Annotated in this window: 18 protein-coding genes, 2 pseudogenes and 1 riboswitch; of the genes and pseudogenes, 10 read left to right on the forward strand and 10 right to left on the reverse strand. The window is 74.2% G+C overall.

The genetic code is table 11. The features are described from left to right. The first annotated feature begins 19 nt into the window (after window positions 1-19). On the forward strand, window positions 20-1,369 hold the full coding sequence (gdhA, locus tag DQ240_RS22130; RefSeq protein ID WP_113841879.1) for an NADP-specific glutamate dehydrogenase: 1,350 nt from the start codon (window positions 20-22) through the stop codon (window positions 1,367-1,369). 14 nt (window positions 1,370-1,383) lie between these two features. Here the strand turns inward: gdhA and DQ240_RS22135 are convergent, their stop codons facing one another. The 5 genes from DQ240_RS22135 to DQ240_RS22155 all read right to left on the reverse strand — a co-directional run bounded on the left by DQ240_RS22135 (window position 1,384) and on the right by DQ240_RS22155 (window position 5,793). Next, a complete protein-coding gene (locus tag DQ240_RS22135) occupies window positions 1,384-2,508 on the reverse strand; it encodes a homoserine O-acetyltransferase (protein ID WP_113841880.1) in 1,125 nt (374 codons plus the stop codon). 1 nt (window position 2,509) lies between these two features. Further along, window positions 2,510-3,802 (reverse strand): bifunctional o-acetylhomoserine/o-acetylserine sulfhydrylase, encoded by a 1,293-nt coding sequence (locus tag DQ240_RS22140; protein ID WP_113841881.1) that lies wholly within the window; start codon window positions 3,800-3,802, stop codon window positions 2,510-2,512. Between the two features lie 42 nt (window positions 3,803-3,844). Further along, window positions 3,845-3,960: riboswitch (SAM riboswitch) on the reverse strand. Window positions 3,961-4,018: 58 nt separating this feature from the next. After that, window positions 4,019-4,510: a hypothetical protein gene (locus DQ240_RS22145; protein ID WP_113841882.1), complete on the reverse strand. Its 492-nt coding sequence runs from the start codon at window positions 4,508-4,510 to the stop codon at window positions 4,019-4,021. Next, the gene (locus tag DQ240_RS22150) at window positions 4,507-5,397 is read right to left on the reverse strand and encodes a mechanosensitive ion channel family protein (RefSeq protein WP_199589464.1); all 891 of its coding nucleotides are present in this window, start codon (window positions 5,395-5,397) and stop codon (window positions 4,507-4,509) included. The genes DQ240_RS22145 and DQ240_RS22150 overlap by 4 nt, the downstream gene beginning before the upstream one ends. A gap of 15 nt (window positions 5,398-5,412) precedes the next feature. After that, on the reverse strand, window positions 5,413-5,793 hold the full coding sequence (locus DQ240_RS22155; RefSeq protein WP_113841884.1) for a hypothetical protein: 381 nt from the start codon (window positions 5,791-5,793) through the stop codon (window positions 5,413-5,415). A 129-nt stretch (window positions 5,794-5,922) separates the two neighbouring features. Here DQ240_RS22155 and DQ240_RS22160 point away from each other — a divergent pair, with 129 nt between their 5' ends. Both DQ240_RS22160 and DQ240_RS22165 read left to right on the forward strand, forming a co-directional pair. Beyond that, complete coding sequence (locus DQ240_RS22160; protein ID WP_113841885.1) at window positions 5,923-6,321, forward strand: VOC family protein; 399 nt, start codon at window positions 5,923-5,925, stop codon at window positions 6,319-6,321. Between the two features lie 86 nt (window positions 6,322-6,407). After that, window positions 6,408-7,373, forward strand: a complete 966-nt coding sequence (locus DQ240_RS22165) for a siderophore-interacting protein (protein WP_233498908.1) — start codon at window positions 6,408-6,410, stop codon at window positions 7,371-7,373. An 81-nt stretch (window positions 7,374-7,454) separates the two neighbouring features. Here DQ240_RS22165 and DQ240_RS22170 read toward each other — a convergent pair whose 3' ends face one another. Genes DQ240_RS22170 through DQ240_RS22180 form a run of 3 tightly spaced genes read right to left on the reverse strand, consistent with a single transcriptional unit; the run spans window position 7,455 to window position 10,446 of the window. Continuing rightward, window positions 7,455-8,291 carry an ABC transporter ATP-binding protein gene (locus tag DQ240_RS22170; protein WP_113841887.1) on the reverse strand — a complete coding sequence of 279 codons (837 nt, stop codon included), beginning with the start codon at window positions 8,289-8,291 and terminating at the stop codon, window positions 7,455-7,457. Further along, window positions 8,288-9,379 (reverse strand): iron chelate uptake ABC transporter family permease subunit, encoded by a 1,092-nt coding sequence (locus tag DQ240_RS22175; protein WP_113841888.1) that lies wholly within the window; start codon window positions 9,377-9,379, stop codon window positions 8,288-8,290. The genes DQ240_RS22170 and DQ240_RS22175 overlap by 4 nt, the downstream gene beginning before the upstream one ends. Continuing rightward, the gene (locus DQ240_RS22180; protein WP_233498909.1) at window positions 9,376-10,446 is read right to left on the reverse strand and encodes an iron ABC transporter permease; all 1,071 of its coding nucleotides are present in this window, start codon (window positions 10,444-10,446) and stop codon (window positions 9,376-9,378) included. The genes DQ240_RS22175 and DQ240_RS22180 overlap by 4 nt, the downstream gene beginning before the upstream one ends. Window positions 10,447-10,635: 189 nt before the next feature. Between DQ240_RS22180 and DQ240_RS22185 the strand changes: the two genes are divergently transcribed. The 7 genes and pseudogenes from DQ240_RS22185 to DQ240_RS22210 all read left to right on the forward strand — a co-directional run bounded on the left by DQ240_RS22185 (window position 10,636) and on the right by DQ240_RS22210 (window position 14,633). Beyond that, the gene (locus DQ240_RS22185; RefSeq protein ID WP_233498910.1) at window positions 10,636-12,294 is read left to right on the forward strand and encodes an APC family permease; all 1,659 of its coding nucleotides are present in this window, start codon (window positions 10,636-10,638) and stop codon (window positions 12,292-12,294) included. Then, window positions 12,294-12,554 (forward strand): DUF167 domain-containing protein, encoded by a 261-nt coding sequence (locus DQ240_RS22190; RefSeq protein WP_113841890.1) that lies wholly within the window; start codon window positions 12,294-12,296, stop codon window positions 12,552-12,554. The genes DQ240_RS22185 and DQ240_RS22190 overlap by 1 nt, the downstream gene beginning before the upstream one ends. Before the next feature lie 55 nt (window positions 12,555-12,609). Next, complete coding sequence (locus DQ240_RS22195; protein ID WP_113841891.1) at window positions 12,610-13,173, forward strand: dihydrofolate reductase family protein; 564 nt, start codon at window positions 12,610-12,612, stop codon at window positions 13,171-13,173. A gap of 135 nt (window positions 13,174-13,308) precedes the next feature. Next, window positions 13,309-13,854: pseudogene (locus DQ240_RS24565) on the forward strand (DUF222 domain-containing protein); the annotation flags it as partial. Window positions 13,855-13,924: 70 nt separating this feature from the next. Then, window positions 13,925-14,059 (forward strand): annotated as a pseudogene (locus DQ240_RS24570) (hypothetical protein); the annotation flags it as partial. Window positions 14,060-14,080: 21 nt separating this feature from the next. Next, window positions 14,081-14,314, forward strand: a complete 234-nt coding sequence (locus DQ240_RS24575) for an HNH endonuclease signature motif containing protein (protein WP_369832029.1) — start codon at window positions 14,081-14,083, stop codon at window positions 14,312-14,314. Between the two features lie 94 nt (window positions 14,315-14,408). Further along, the gene (locus DQ240_RS22210; RefSeq protein ID WP_113841893.1) at window positions 14,409-14,633 is read left to right on the forward strand and encodes a hypothetical protein; all 225 of its coding nucleotides are present in this window, start codon (window positions 14,409-14,411) and stop codon (window positions 14,631-14,633) included. On the opposite strand, the gene DQ240_RS22215 is transcribed toward DQ240_RS22210, so the two are convergent. Further along, window positions 14,630-15,031 carry a DUF2237 family protein gene (locus DQ240_RS22215; RefSeq protein ID WP_113841894.1) on the reverse strand — a complete coding sequence of 134 codons (402 nt, stop codon included), beginning with the start codon at window positions 15,029-15,031 and terminating at the stop codon, window positions 14,630-14,632. The two genes, DQ240_RS22210 and DQ240_RS22215, sit on opposite strands and share 4 nt — an antisense overlap. Window positions 15,032-15,043: 12 nt before the next feature. Next, a complete protein-coding gene (locus tag DQ240_RS22220; RefSeq protein WP_113841895.1) occupies window positions 15,044-15,763 on the reverse strand; it encodes a hypothetical protein in 720 nt (239 codons plus the stop codon). Window positions 15,764-15,786: the final 23 nt, after the last annotated feature.

Here is a 15,786-nt window from a genome sequence, read left to right on the forward strand (position 1 = left end):
ACGACCCGAGGAGCGCGACGTGGCCGACGAGGTGCCTGCGACGGTGCAGGGGATCTACGAGGAGGTCCTCCGGCGCAACCCGGGGGAGACGGAGTTCCACCAGGCGGTCCGGGAGGTCCTGGAGTCGCTGGCCGTCGTCCTCGACCGGCACAGCGAGTACAGCGAGATGAAGACCGTCGAGCGGATCTGCGAGCCCGAGCGGCAGATCATCTTCCGGGTGCCGTGGCAGGACGACAGCGGCGAGGTGCAGATCAACCGGGGCTTCCGCGTCGAGTTCAACTCCGCGCTCGGCCCCTACAAGGGCGGCCTGCGGTTCCACCCGTCGGTCAACCTCGGCATCGTCAAGTTCCTGGGCTTCGAGCAGATCTTCAAGAACGCGCTGACCGGGATGCCGATCGGTGGCGGCAAGGGCGGGTCGGACTTCGACCCCAAGGGCCGCTCCGACTCGGAGGTCATGCGCTTCTGCCAGTCGTTCATGACCGAGCTGTACCGGCACCTCGGCGAGTACACCGACGTCCCGGCCGGGGACATCGGCGTCGGCGCCCGCGAGATCGGCTACCTGTTCGGCCAGTACAAGCGGATCACCAACCGCTACGAGTCCGGCGTCCTCACCGGCAAGGGCCTGGGCTGGGGCGGCGCCCTGGTCCGCACCGAGGCCACCGGGTACGGCGCGGCGTTCTTCGCCGACGCGATGATGCAGGCCCGCGGCGAGTCCTTCGACGGCCGACGGGTGGTCGTCAGCGGCTCGGGCAACGTCGCCGTCTACGGCATCGAGAAGGTGCACCAGCTCGGCGGCACCGTCGTCGCCTGCTCGGACTCCAGCGGCTACGTGGTGGACGAGAAGGGCATCGACCTGGAGGTGCTCAAGCAGGTCAAGGAGGTCGAGCGGGCGCGGATCGAGGCGTACGCCGACCGGGTGCCGTCAGCGTCGTTCGTCGCCGGCGGCAGCGTGTGGGACGTGCCCTGCGAGGTGGCGATACCCAGCGCGACGCAGAACGAGCTGGACGACGCCGCGGCCACGACCCTCGCCCGCAACGGCTGCCGCTACGTGGTCGAGGGCGCCAACATGCCGACGACCCCGGAGGCCGTCCGGGTGCTCAAGGAGGCCGGCGTGGCCTTCGCGCCCGGCAAGGCCGCCAACGCCGGCGGGGTGGCCACCTCGGCGCTGGAGATGCAGCAGAACGCCTCGCGCGACCGCTGGACCTTCGAGCACAGCGAGGCCCGGCTGGAGGAGATCATGCGCGGCATCCACGCCCGCTGCCACGCCACCGCCGAGGAGTACGGCTCACCGGGGGACCTGGTGCTGGGCGCGAACGTGGCCGGGTTCCTCGAGGTCGCCGAGGCGGTGCACGCCCACGGTCTCATCTGAGGCGACGAGGGAGTTCAGGAACCGAGCAGCTCGCGGACCAGCGCGCCGACGGCGTCCATCTCGATGAGGAAGCCGTCGTGCCCGTACGGGGACTCGATCACGCGCAGCGGGACGCCGAGCGCGTCGGCCACCCGCTGCTGCAGCTCCAGGGGGTAGAGCCGGTCGCTGTCCACCCCGGCGACGACGGCGCGAGCGGTGACCCGGGCGAGCGCGGCCTCGACGCCGCCCCGGCCGCGACCGACGTCCCAGGTGTTCATCGACTCGGTGAGCACCACGTAGCTGCCGGGGTCGAAGCGGCCCGCCAGCTTGTCGGCGTGGTGGTCCAGGTAGGAGGCGACGGCGAACCGGCCGTCGTCCTGCACGACCGCCCCGAACCGCTCCTCCAGCTCCAGGGCGCTGCGGTAGGTGAGGTGCGCGATCCGGCGGGCGACCCCGAGGCCGTCGACCGGTCCGGGGCCGGGCAGGTAGTCGCCGCCGGCCCACGCCGGGTCGACGCGGACCGCCGCCTGCTGGGTGGTCTGGGTGCCCAGCTGGTCGGCGGTGACGGCGGCGCCCGAGGCCAGGAAGAACAGCGCGCCGACCCGCTCGGGGAGGGCCACCGCCCACTCCAGGGCCCGCATCCCGCCCATCGACCCACCCAGGACGGCGGCCCAGCGGCCGATGCCGAGCGCGTCGGCCAGGGCCGCCTCGACCGCCACCTGGTCGGCGACGGTGACCGCCGGGAAGCGGGAGCCCCAGGGAGCCCCGTCCGGCGCGGTCGAGGAGGGACCGGTGGTGCCCTGGCAGCCGCCGAGCACGTTGGCGCAGACGACGAACAGCCGGTCGGTGTCCAGCGGCGCCCCGGGACCGACGAGCCCCTCCCACCAGCCGGCGGTGGGGTGGCCGGGGCCCGCGGTGCCGGCCAGGTGGCTGTCGCCGGTCAGCGCGTGCTCGACCAGGACCGCGTTGCCGCCGTCCGGCGCGAGCGACCCCCACGTCTCGTAGGCGACGCGGACCCCCGGCAGCACCCCGCCGCGCTCCAGCGCGACCGGACCGTCCAGGTCGAGGAAGAGCCGGTCCCCGGCCGGGTCGCCGTCCCGCCACCCGCCGGTGCGGGAAGGGGTCCGGGACGCCGGACCGGCGTCCCGGACCCCTGTCACCTCACGCCTCCTTGGCGGCGCGGAAGCCGGCCTCCAGGTCGGCGAGGATGTCCTCGATGCCCTCCAGGCCGACCGCGAGGCGGACCAGGCCGGGGGTGACACCCGTGGTGAGCTGCTCCTCCGGCGTGAGCTGCGAGTGCGTGGTCGACGCCGGGTGGATGACCAGGCTGCGGACGTCCCCGATGTTGGCCACGTGGCTGTGCAGCTCGAGCGCGTCGACGAACCGCTTGCCGGCCTCGACGCCGCCGTGCAGCTCGAAGGTGAGCACCGCGCCGGCGCCGCGGGGCGCGTACTTCTGCTGCGCGGCGTGCCACGGCGAGGACTCCAGCGCCGGGTAGTTCACCCGCTCGACGGCGTCGTGGCCCTCGAGGAACCGCGCCACCTCCAGCGCGTTCTCCACGTGCCGCTCCATGCGCAGCGACAGCGTCTCGATGCCCTGGACGACGAGGAAGGCGTTGAACGGGCTGATCGCCGGGCCGAGGTCGCGCAGCAGCTGCACCCGGGCCTTGAGCGCGTAGGCCGGCGCACCGAGCGAGGCGTAGACCACGCCGTGGTACGTCGGGTCGGGCTCGGTGAACCCGGGGAACTTGCCGCTGGTCCAGTCGAAGTTGCCCGAGTCCACGATCAGGCCGGCGATCGCGGTGCCGTGGCCGCCCAGGTACTTGGTCGCCGAGTGCACCACGATGTCGGCGCCGAACTCGATCGGCCGGATCAGGTACGGCGTGGCGATGGTGTTGTCGACGATCAGCGGGACGCCGTTGCGGTGCGCGACCTCGGAGACGGCGCTGATGTCGAGGATGTCGCCCTTCGGGTTGCCGATGGTCTCGGCGTAGAAGGCCTTGGTGTTCTCCTGGACCAGCGACTGCCAGTTCTCCGGGTCGTCGGGGTCCTCGACGAAGGACACCGTGACACCCAGCTTGGGCAGCGAGTGGTGCAGCAGGTTGTACGTGCCGCCGTACAGCGACGCGGACGCCACGACGTGCGACCCGGCCTCGGCGATGTTGAGGATCGCGAGGGTCTCGGCGGCCTGGCCGCTGGCCACCGCGAGCGCGGCGACGCCGCCCTCGAGCGACGCGACGCGCTGCTCGAGCGCGTCCTGCGTCGGGTTCATGATCCGCGTGTAGATGTTGCCCATCTCGGCCAGCGCGAACAGGTCCGCGGCGTGCTGGGCGTCGCGGAACTGGTAGCTGGTCGTCGCGTAGATGGGCAGCGCGCGGGCGCCGGTGGTGGGGTCGGGGCTCGTGCCGGCGTGGATCTGCCGGGTCTCGAAGCTCCAGCTCTGCGGGTCGGTCATGCGCCGGTCTCCTCTCGTTCGGGAGACCCGGCGGCGCACCGGAACCCCGTCTTGCCGGGCGGCGGGCGCCGTCCGACCGGCTCTTCCCCTGGAGCACCTCGGACGGAGTGGAGGTTGCCGGGCAGCCAGCCAGGTGCTTGTCGCTGCCTCTCGTGAGCCAGCGTCGAAGATAGCGGGGCCGCCGCCCCACCCGTCACAGGGGTTCCGGCGGACCGGTCAGGTCTCCGGCGCGGGGCTGCTGCTGGGCGCCCGGCTCGTCGTCGACGTCCGGGAGGGGCTCGAGGGCGACGACGGCTCCGAGGTCTCCGGCGCGGTGGTCCCGGTGTCCTCGGTCGGCTCCGGCGCCGGCTCCGCCTCCTCCGACGGCTCGCCCGTCGTCCGGGGCGCGCTCGTCGTGGGCCGGGCCGAGGTGCCGGGCGCCGTCGTCGTCGGCTCGGGCGGCGGGGTGCTCGCCGGGGGGACCACGACGGGGACGTCGCCGGTGTCGCCGGCCGGGGCGGTGTCGGTGGTCTCGGGGCGCACGTACAGGTAGAGGACGCCGATCGCGACGAACAGCACCGCGAGGACGACGGTCGAGGTGCGCGCCCGGCCCAGCTTGCGGGGGATCGAGGCCCACCAGCGGCGCGGGCCCTCGGCCGGGGCGGTGGTCAGCGTCGGCGCCGGGGCCGTCGGCATGGTGCGGGTCGGCTCCTCGTCGGGGCCGGTCACCGGTCGCCCCCCGCGGGGACGGTGCCGGGTGCCCCGTCGGGCGCCGTCGGCGGCGGCACGGTGAGGCCCTGCCGGCGGAACGCCAGCACCACCCGGGCACGCAGGTCCCGGCCGACCTCGAACTGCTTGCCGGGCAGCGTGCGGGCCACCATGCGGACGTTGACCTCGTCCAGGCCCAGGCTCTCGACGCCCATGACGGACGGCTCGTCGAGCAGCAGCGGCTGCAGGGTCGGATCGGCGTAGGCCTCCCGCCCGACCCCGCGGAGGATGTCGTTGACCGCGCCGACGTCGACGCTGGTCGGCACCGGGACGTCGACCACCGCGCGGGCCCAGTCACGGGAGAGGTTGACGACCTTGACGATCTGGCCGTTGGGGAGGGTGACCACCTCGCCGTCGGCGGAGCGCAGCCGGGTGACCCGCAGCGTCACGTCCTCCACGGTGCCGCGCGCGGGGTCGCCGCCACCGACCACCTGGATCTCGACGACGTCGCCGAACCCGTACTGGCGCTCGGTGATGATGAAGAACCCGGCGAGGACGTCACCGACGATCCGCTGCGCGCCGAAGCCGAGGCCGACGCCGAGCACGGTCGCGGGCGCGACGAGCCCGGTGACCGGGACGCCGAGCCGGTCCAGCACGAAGAAGACCGCGACCGCGTAGATCAGGACGATCAGCGTCCAGGTGATGACCTGGGTGAGGGAGTGGCGGTGCTTGGCCGCCTCGGACCGCACCAGCGCGTCGCCGCCGGTGGACCGGCGGTCGATGCTGTCGGTGATCTTGCGCCCGGTCCAGGCCACGAGGCGGGCGAGCAGCACCGAGCCGAGGATGATCAGCACGATCTCCAGGCCTCGGCCCGACAGCCAGTCCAGCAGGTCGTCCAGCGGTTGCACGGGGTCCACCCTGCCTCATCCCGCCGGCCCGTCGCGCCGGGCGAGCCACAGCGCCGTCCCGACCCAGGCCGCCGCGGCAACCGCGGCGAGCACCCAGATCCAGCGCAGCGGCTCCCCCGCGGTGGAGAGCACGAGCAGGACGGCGACCACGAGGACGGCGCCGGAGACCGTCAGGGAGCGCAGCAGGACGTCGACCGTGCCGGGGCCGGGGATGGCGACGAACACGATCGTGGCGACGACGAGCAGGAACGCGGCGAGGGCGGCCAGGAACAGCGAGGTGACGCCGTACTGGTCCGGCAGGCCGACCCCCGCCAGCCCGAAGAGGACCGTGGCCAGCCCCAGCCCGAGGAGGGTGCGCCGCCGGCGCGGGGACCACGGCGGGCGCAGTTCGGTCACGGGTCGAGGGTCCCCGCTGCCCCGGCGGGCCGCATCCGGCCGGAGGCTGATCCGGCGATGACTTCCCGGGGCGGCGTCCGTCTCTGCTGCGACGGGGGCGCCCGGCCTCCAGACGATCAGGAGCACGTCATGCGCATGGTCTTCCTCAACCTGCCGGTCTCGGACCTCGCCGCCTCGCGGGCGTTCTACGCCGGCCTCGGCTTCTCCTTCGACGAGCAGTTCTCCGACGAGCAGACCACCTCGGTGGTGATCGACGAGAACATCGTCGTGATGCTGCTGACCCACGAGCGCTTCGCCGACTTCGTGACCGGTCCCATCGGCGACCCCGCCTCGGCGACCACCCAGCTGACCGCCCTGTCGGCGGGCAGTCGCGAGGAGGTCGACGAGCTGCTCGCCCGGGCCCTGGCCTCCGGCGGCAAGCCGTGGAAGCCCGCGCAGGACCACGGGTTCATGTACGGCGTCAGCTTCGCCGACCCGGACGGGCACGTCTGGGAGGTCGTGTGGATGGACCGGTCGCAGCTCGGGTGACGGGCATTCCCTCCGGCGGGCTCAGAGGTTAGCCTCACCTGAACCGCCGTCCGCACGGGTCGGCGTCCGAGGATCGGGGACCGCTCGTGACCACCACCGAGGCCCTGCCCGCCGAGGCGCTCGTCGTCGAGGCCCCGCCGGTCGAGGCGCCCGGCTGGCGCTTCTTCGACACCGTGGTCACCGGCGTCCGGCGGATCGGGCCCAGCACGGTGCGGCTGACCCTCGGCGGTCCGGAGCTGGCGACCTTCGGCGCGGCCGGGGACGACCAGCGGATCAAGTTCGTGATCCCGCAGCCCGGCCGCGACGTGGGCGACCTCGTCGCGCACGGCGCCGACTGGTACCCGTACTACTGCTCGATGGCCGACGAGGTCCGCCCGTTCGTCCGCACGTACACGGTGCGTGCCGCGCGGGTGGACCGCGCCGAGATCGACGTCGACGTCGTCCTCCACGGGGTCGACGAGGGCCACGCCGGCCCGGCCGCCACCTGGGCCGCCGGCGCCGTCCCCGGGGACCGGCTCGTCGTCCTCGGTCCCGACCGTCCCGGCACCGGCCGCATGTGGGGCGTCGAGTGGGCCCCACCGGCCACCGCGCACACGTTGCTGCTGGCCGCCGACGAGACGGCCGTGCCCGCGGTCTCCGCGATCCTGGAGGGGCTCGCGGAGGTCCCCGGTCGCCGCGTCGTCGCCCTGCTCGAGGTACCCGAGCCCGGCGACGAGCAGGTCCTCGACGTCCCCGCCGGGGTGACCGTGCGCTGGCTGCCCCGCTCCGGGCGGGTCCGCGGCGAGCTGCTCGTGCCCGCGGTGCACGCCGCGCTCTGCGACCTCGGCATCGCCTCGGCGGAGCGGTCCGGCGAGGTCGTCGAGGACGTCGACCTGGACGCCGGGCTGCTGTGGGAGGTCCCCGACCCCGACGCGACCGCCGGCTGCTACGCCTGGCTGGCGGGCGAGGCCGGAGTCGTGAAGCAGCTGCGCCGGCACCTGGTGACCGACCTCGGTGTGCCGCGCAACGAGGTCGCCTTCATGGGCTACTGGCGGGTCGGCGTCTCCGGCTGACCCCCGGGGCATGGGTACCGATACCCCCGTCCTGAGCGCTGAAGCCGGGGGTATCGGTACCCATGCCCCCCAACGCGGGCGTCAGCGCAGGCGGCGGACCGGGACGACCATCGGGGTTCCGGCCACCGGGTCGGGCACGACCCGCGCTTCCAGCTCGAACACGTCGGCCATGAGCTGCTCGGTGAGCACCTCGGCCGGCGTCCCCGACGCGACCAGGACGCCGTCGCGCATCGCGACCAGCCGCTGCGCGTACCGGGCGGCCAGGTTGAGGTCGTGCAGGACGACGACGATCGTCCGCCCCCGCTCGGCGTGCAGCCGGGCGACCAGCTCGAGGACGTCGATCTGGTGCGCCAGGTCCAGGTAGGTCGTCGGCTCGTCGAGCAGCAGCAGGTCGGTGCCCTGCGCCAGCGCCATCGAGATCCAGGCCCGCTGCCGCTGGCCGCCCGACAGCGCCTCGACCGGGCGGTCGGCCAGCTCCGTCATGTCGGTCCAGGCCAGCGCCTCGCCGACGGCGAGCTCGTCCTCGCGCGACCACTGGCGCAGGAAGCTCTGGTGCGGGTGCCGGCCGCGAGCCACCAGGTCGGCGACGGTCAGCCCGTCGGGCGCGGTCGGCGTCTGCGGGAGCAGGCCGAGCACGCGGGCGACGTCGCGGGTGGAGGTCCTGGCGATGGCCCGCCCGTCGAGGGTCACCTGGCCCGACGTCGGGCGCAGCAGCCGGCCCAGGGCCTTGAGCAGCGTGGACTTCCCGCAGCCGTTGGGGCCGACGATCGCGGTGAAGGAGCCGTCGACGAGGGCCAGGTCGACGTCGTGCACCACGACCCGGTCGTCGTAGGCGAGCCGCACCGACTCGGCGGCGAGCCGGACCGGTCCGTCCGCCGGAGGGCCCTCGACGGCCCCCGGGGCGAGGTGGGTGGTCACAGCGTCGATCGCCGCCTTCCACGGACGAGGAGAAAGAGCAGGTAGGGGGCGCCGACGACCGCGGTGATGATCCCGACGGGCAGCGCGGACGGGAGCACGGTCCGGGTGAGCAGGTCGGCGCTCACCACGAGCAGCGCGCCCAGCAGGCCCGAGGCCAGGAGCGGCGGCCGCGACCCGCCGGTGAGGCGGACGGCGATCTGCGGGACGACGAGCGCGACGAAGGCGATCGGCCCGGCGGCGGCCACCGCGGAGGCGGTCAGCAGGACGGCGATGAGCACCACGGCGCCCTGCGCCAGAGGCAGCCGGACGCCGAGGCCGCGCACCGTGTCGTCGCCGAACTGCAGGGCGGCGAGCGCCCGCGACGAGGCCAGCGCCAGCGGCAGCAGCACCAGCAGGGCGATCGCGAGCGGGACGGCGTGGTCCCAGGTGCGGGCGTTGAGCGAGCCGGTGATCCAGACGTAGGCGGCCGCGGCGTCGTAGATCTGCGCCCGGGTCAGCAGCCACTCCACGGTCGCGCTGCCCAGGCTCCACAGCGCGATGCCGACCAGCACCAGCCGGAAGCCGTCGATGCCGGCCCGCCAGGCGAACACGAGGAGCAGCAGCCCGGCGACCACGGCGCCCAGCAGCGCCGACAGCGGGATGCCGAGGCCGCCGAGCAGGTCGCCGGTCGCCGTCGAGCCGCTGAGCACGATCGCCGCGACCGCGCCGACCGACGCGCCCTGCGTGATGCCGAGCAGGTCGGGAGAGGCCAGCGGGTTGCGGGCGAAGGTCTGGAACAGGGCGCCGGCCAGGCCGAGCGCCAGGCCGACGAGGGCGCCGACGGCGATCCGCGGCGCCCGCAGCTCGAGGACGATGAACTCCGAGGTGCTCTCGCCCAGACCGACCAGCGTGCGCAGCACCTCGCTCAGCGCGATCGGGTAGTCGCCCCGGCCGAGGCTGACCGCGCCGGCCAGCACCAGGGCTCCGGCGGCGAGCAGCGGCACGAGGAGCTGGCGCCAGCGGATCCGCCCGGACAGCGGGCCGAGCCGCACCACCGTCGTGCCCCGGCGGACCGGGACCGGAGCCGGGCGTTCATGCGTGGCGGTCACGGCCCGGCCAGCCGGCGACGGCGGATCAGCGCGATGAAGAACGGGGCGCCGACGAAGGCCAGCACGATGCCGACCTGGACCTCGCCGGGGCGGGCGAGCACCCGGCCGACGACGTCGGCGGTGAGCAGCAGGACCGCGCCGAGGAGGGCCGAGCCCGGGACCAGCCAGCGGTGCCGCGGACCGGTGATCGCCCGGACCACGTGCGGCACCACCAGGCCGACGAACGAGATCGGTCCGCAGGCGGCGGTGGCGGCCCCGCACAGCAGCGTCACGCCGGCCAGGCCGACGACGCGGGCCAGCCAGATCCGCTGTCCGAGGCCGCGGGCGACGTCCTCGCCGAGGCCGAGCAGGTCCAGCGCGGGCGCGTTGGCCAGCGCGAGCACGAGGCCGATCACGATGAACGGGGCGACCTGGCCGGCGACGTCGGAGTCGCGGCCGGCCAGCGACCCCACCACCCAGAACCGGAAGCCGTCGAGGGTCTCCTGGTCGCTGACGAGGATGGCCTGCACCAGCGCGTACAGCAGCGCGGTGACCGCGGCGCCGGCCAGGGCGAGCGTCACGGGGGTGGCCCCGCCGCGCCCGGCGGAGCCGAGGGCGAAGACCACGACGCTGCCGAGCAGAGCACCGGCGAAGGCGAACCAGACGTAGCCCGACGGCGTGCCCACGTCCAGCAGCCAGATGGAGAGGACGACGGCGAACGAGGCGCCGGCGGTCACCCCGAGCAGCCCGGGGTCGCCCAGCGGGTTGCGGGTGTGCCCCTGGGTCAGCGCACCGGCCGCGCCCAGGGCCAGGCCGGCCAGGACGCCCAGCATCGTCCGCGGGATCCGGAGCTCGCGGACGACGACGGCGTCCTCGCTTCCCAGCCCGGGGGTGGTGAGCGCCTCCCAGACGGTGCCGAGCGGGATCGACCGCGAGCCCACCGCGATGCTCAGTGCCACCGCGACCACGAGCAGCGCCAGCAGCACCAGCAGCGTGACCGCGCCGCCGCCCGCGCCGCGCAGGAGGCCCCGCCGCTGGTCGGCGACGGCCGCGGCCGCGGGGGCCGGGGCGTCGGACACGGCGCTCACGGCGACTCCCGGGCGGACGGCGGACGGCGGACGGCGGACGAGGGCAGGGTGCATCGCCCGACGGGTCAGGCAAGGCTCACCTTACTGGGGTCCGCCCCGGGATGGCACCCCTCCGTGCCGAGGGGGCCGACTACCATCGCGCGCGCCGTGCGGCCGCCCCGACGGGCCGACGGCGGAGAGGCGGTCTGCGTGTCGATCCCCGCTGGCGGAGGCGGCCGATCCGCCGTCGCGGACAGCCCCGGTCCTCTCGCCGAGGGCACCGCCGTCGACAAGGGCCTCAAGCGCGGCACGGTCGGGCTGCTGTCCTCGATCGTGATCGGCACGGCGTCCACCGCGCCGGCCTACAGCCTCGCGGCCACGCTCGGGTTCGTCGTCATCGCCGTGGGGGTGAAGGCGCCGGCGATCATGCTGCTGGCGTTCGTCCCCATGTACTTCATCGCGGTCGCCTACGCCGAGCTCAACAAGCGCGAGCCCGACTGCGGGACGACCTTCACCTGGGCCGCGCGTGCGTTCGGGCCGCGGACCGGCTGGCTCGGCGGCTGGGGGCTGATCGCCGCCGACGTCATCGTCATGGCGAACCTGGCGCAGATCGCGGGCTCCTACGGCTACCAGCTCGTCGGCCTGGACTCGCTCGCCGAGAGCACCTTCTGGACCACGGTCGCCGGCGTGCTGTGGATCGCCGCCATGACCTGGGTCTGCTACATCGGCCTGGAGGTCTCCAAGCGCCTGCAGTACGTGCTGCTCAGCGTCGAGGTCGTCGTCCTCGTGGCGTTCGCCGTGTACGCGCTCGTGAAGGTCTACTCCGGCGATGCGCCGGACGGCTCGCTGCGCCCGTCGCTGTCGTGGCTGTGGCCGTCGGGCCTGGAGTGGTCCTCGCTCACCGAGGCGGTGCTCCTGGCGATCTTCATCTACTGGGGCTGGGACACCGCGGTCGCGATCAACGAGGAGACGAAGGACCCCGGCCGCACGCCCGGCCGCGCGGCGATCATCTCCACGGTCCTGCTGCTGGCCAGCTACGCGATCGTCTCGATCGCCACGGTGGCCTTCGCCGGCGTGGGGACGACGGGCATCGGGCTGGGCAACGAGGACAACGCCGAGGACGTGTTCAACGCGATCGGCCCGGCGGTCTTCGGGGACGACCTGGGCGGCCGCGTCTTCGAGGCGCTGCTGATCGTCTCCGTGCTGACCTCGGCGGCCGCGTCGACGCAGACGACGATCCTGCCGACGGCGCGCGCCACGCTGTCTATGGGCGCCTACCGGGCGGTCCCGGCCGCGTTCGCGCGCATCCACCCGCGGTACCTGAGCCCGTCGGTGTCGACGGTCTGGATGGGCGCGGTCTCGATCGCCTTCTACGTCGGGCTCACGATCGTCAGCGACAACGTCCTGCAGGACTCCATCCTCGCCGTCGGCCTGCTGATCGCCTTCTACTACGGCATGACCGGCTTCGCGTGCGCGTGGGAGTTCCGGCGCGATCTGCACACGGCCCGCGACGTGGTGATGCGCTGCGTGATCCCGCTGCTGGGCGGCGTCCTGCTGCTCGCGGTGTTCGTGCTCGCCTGCATCGAGTACGCCGACCCCGACTACGGCTTCACCGTGCTCTTCGGGGTCGGCGGGGTCTTCGTCATCGGGATCGGCACGCTGCTGCTCGGCGTCGTCCTGATGGCGGTCTACAACGTGATCGCCCCGGCCTACTTCCGCGGGGAGACGCTGCGGAACCGGTCCGGCGACCTGCTGCTCGAGCCCGCTCCCGAGGGGGCGGGGCTGCGGCTGCCGGACTCCCGCGAGGAGACCGTCATCGCGCCGGACCTGTCGAACCTGCCCGAGGGGCGCGAGCCGTACCAGCCCTGATGAGGGTCGCTCTCCGGGTGCGGCCCGGTGCCGGCCGGACGGCGGTCGGCGGCTCCCACGACGGCGCGCTCGTGGTGCGCGTGGCGGCGCCGGCCGTCGACGGGCGGGCGACGGAGGCGGCACTGACCGCCGTCGCCTCGGCGCTCGGGCTGCGCCGCCGGGACGTCGTCCTCGTCACGGGCGCGACCAGCAGGACGAAGGTCGTCGAGGTGCCGGACGACCGTGCGGCGGCGGTGGCGGACCTGTTGTCCGACCGATGACTTCTGCGCGTCCGGCCGGTCTGCACGCCGAGGACCGACCCACGGGAGCTGGCGCATGCGGAAGCTGACCTTCGCGATGAACGTGAGCCTGGACGGCTACGTCGCCGCGCCGGGCGACGACCTCGGCTGGAGCGTGCCGAGCGACGAGCTGTTCCAGTACTGGTCCGACCGGGTGGGGGCCACCGAGCTGGCGCTGTACGGGCGGCGGCTGTGGGAGGGGATGAGCTCCCACTGGCCGACCGCCGACCAGCAGCCCGGCGCCACGCCGGCGCACGCCGAGTACGCCCGTCGCTGGCGGGACATGCCGAAGGTGGTCTTCTCCTCGACGCTCGGCGCGGTCGACTGGAACGCCCGCCTGGTCCCCGGCGACGCGGTCGCCGAGATCACCCGGCTCAAGGCCGAGGACGGCGGGGACATGGACATCGGCGGCGCCACCCTCGCCGCGACAGCCATGCGGGCGGGGCTGATCGACGAGTACGTCCTGGTGACCGCCCCGGTCCTGATCGGCGGTGGCGCGCCGTTCTTCACGGCTCTGGACAACTGGGTGGACCTGGAGCTGGTGGAGACCCGGACCTTCGCCGACGGCGTGCTGCTGACCCGGTACGAGGTCAGGCGCTGACTCTCCCGTACCGGCATCGGGCCATCGTGCAAGTGTCCCGTCGAGACTGTGGACAGCGCGCTGACCTGGGGATTCATCGCTTCGCTCGGGCCCTGCGGCGGTAGAATCCGTACATGTGTTCGAGTGGTGCCGGTGGTGATCCGCACGCAAGGAGACCGCGTCGGCGCTGGTGCACCGCGGGCGGGCGCTGGACCTGCTGCCGCCACGGCCGCGGCGTTCGCCGCCGGCGCGATCGGGGTCGACCACGTCACCGCCGTCGCCGAGGTCGTGACGCCCAAGCACCTGGCGATGGCGACCGGACAGGGGGTGGACCTGGCCGAGGTCGACACCGCCCTGGCCACGGTCGCCTCCGGCGGCACCTACCGAGAGCTGACCGAGGCGGTGCACCACTACCCCACCCGGCTCGACCCCGACGGACCCGAACCGGCACCGACCGACCAGCGGTCGCTGACCATCACCACCCACCCCGACGGCACGGTGACCATCCGCGCCGAGCTCGACGCCGTGGGCGGGGAGAAGGTCAAAGCCGTGCTCGAGCCGATCGCCGCCACATCGCGCACCGCCGGCGACGAGCACAGCCCCGCCCACATCCGCGGCGATGCGCTGGTGCAGTGGGCCGACAACACCCTCGCCGCCGGGGCGGTGCCGGTCCAGCGGACCCGCAAGCCCGGCATCGCCGCCGTGATCGACGTCGCCGCTGGCCCCGTCCAGGGCACCGCCCTGAGCGTGCGAAGGGTGGGGAGGACGGGGTCCTCCAACCGCCGCCCGGGCCCGGTGGCTGGCCTGCGACGCCACCGTCGCCCGCATCGTGATCGGCCCCGACGGGCAGCCGATCGACCGCGGCCGCGAGGTCCGCATCGTCCCGCCGGCCCTGCGCCACCTGCTGGACCTGCGCGACGGCGGGTGCGTGTTCGCCGGCTGCGACGCCCCACCCTGGTGGTGCGAGGCCCACCACCTCATCCACTGGGCCTTCGGCGGCGAGACCACCCTGGACAACACCGGGCTGTTGTGCGAACGGCACCACGGCAAGGTCCACGCCGGCTTCCGCGTCGAACGAGATCCCGACGGCACCTGGCACACCCACCGCCCCGACGGCACCGAGATCCTCCTGACCCGACCCGATCTCCTCGTCTCCGTCTGATCGCTGACCTCCCCGCCTCAGCCGCCCACCGACCGGTGGGCGGCCAGGGTGGGTGCCCCGGCAGGATGGGCGTGAGTCGAGCGTGGGAGGTCTCGTGGCAGGTGTGAAGCAGTGGAGCCAGCTGACCGGGGGGCAGCGCGCCCTGGTGGTCACCGGCGTGGTCGTCGACTCCGTGGCCAAGGCCGCGGCCCTGCGTGACCTCAGGCGCCGGCCGGCCGCGCAGGTGCGCGGGCCGAAGTGGCTCTGGGGCGCCGCCATCGCGCTCACCGGGTCACTCGGCGCCGTCCCGCTGGCCTACTTCCTCGTCGGGCGCCGTTAGCCCAGACCGCTGATGTCGTCGGGCACGTCGACGGCGTGCTGGCGGAGCGCCTCGAGCGGCACGACCTCCAGGGCGCGGGCGTTCGTCGCCGCCAGGACGACCCCCGCGGCCGCGCCGGCCTGGTAGGCCTGCAGCCACCGCACCGCGACGACGCACCAGCGGTCGCCGGGGACCAGCCCGGGGAAGTCGTACTCCGGCCGAGGGGTGCTCAGGTCGTTGCCCAGCTCCCGCTGCATCGCGAGGAACTCCGCCGACACGACGGCGCACAGGGTGTGCCGGCCGAGGTCGTCGGGGCCGCTGCTGCAGCACCCGTCCCGGTAGAAGCCGGTCATCGGCTGCGTGCCGCACGGCTCCAGCGGGCCGCCCAGCACGTTCAGTTCGTCGCCCTGCTCGCTCACGCCGCGCTCATCTCACCGGTGCTGCCGACGGCTGCCACCGTGCCAGTCCTCCTCCTGCCCGGCCTCGCCCCGGCGGACGCCGAACGAGGCCAGCTGCGGACGCTCCCGCAGGCTCCGCTTGAGCTCCGCGAACCCCGGGAAGCCCGCCAGCGCGATGACGTGGTCCCACAGCTCGACCGCCTCGTCGGGCTCCGGGAGCCGGCTGATCACCGGCCCGAAGAACGCCGTCCCCTCCGGCGGCCGGAACTGCAGGATCGGCGTCCCGACGTCGCGGCCGGTCAGCTCCAGGGCCTCGTCGGTCTCCGCCTGCACCACGGCGTCCCAGCCCTCGTCGTCCAGGGCCCCGGTCAGCTCCGCCGGCAGCCCGAGCTCGGTCAGCACCGGGGCCACGAACCCCGCCGTCCCGCGGGCGCCGGCGGCGGTCTCCGCCGAGGGCGGTGCGTCGTGGATCCGCCGGCCCAGGGCCAGGTAGAGCCGGTCCACCGCGTCCGGACCGTGCTCGTCGCGCACCCGCGCCGCCAGCCGGAGCAGCCGCAGTCCGTCGGTGTGCCCGGCCTCGTAGTCGGGCGGGAACTGCGCGGCGTAGTCGACGTGCGCGTTGAGGAGCCGCAGCGAGATGAACCGCCACTCGACGGAGTACTCCCGGCGCTCCGCGACCAGGCGCACCCACTCGCTGGTCAGCCAGGCGAACGGGCAGACGGGGTCGAACCAGAATCGCAGGTCGGCCGGCACGGGCCGAACCTAGCGCCGGAGAC

Origin of the sequence: Blastococcus sp. TF02A-26, assembly GCF_003319125.1 — a bacterium.
GTDB lineage: Bacteria > Actinomycetota > Actinomycetes > Mycobacteriales > Geodermatophilaceae > Trujillonella.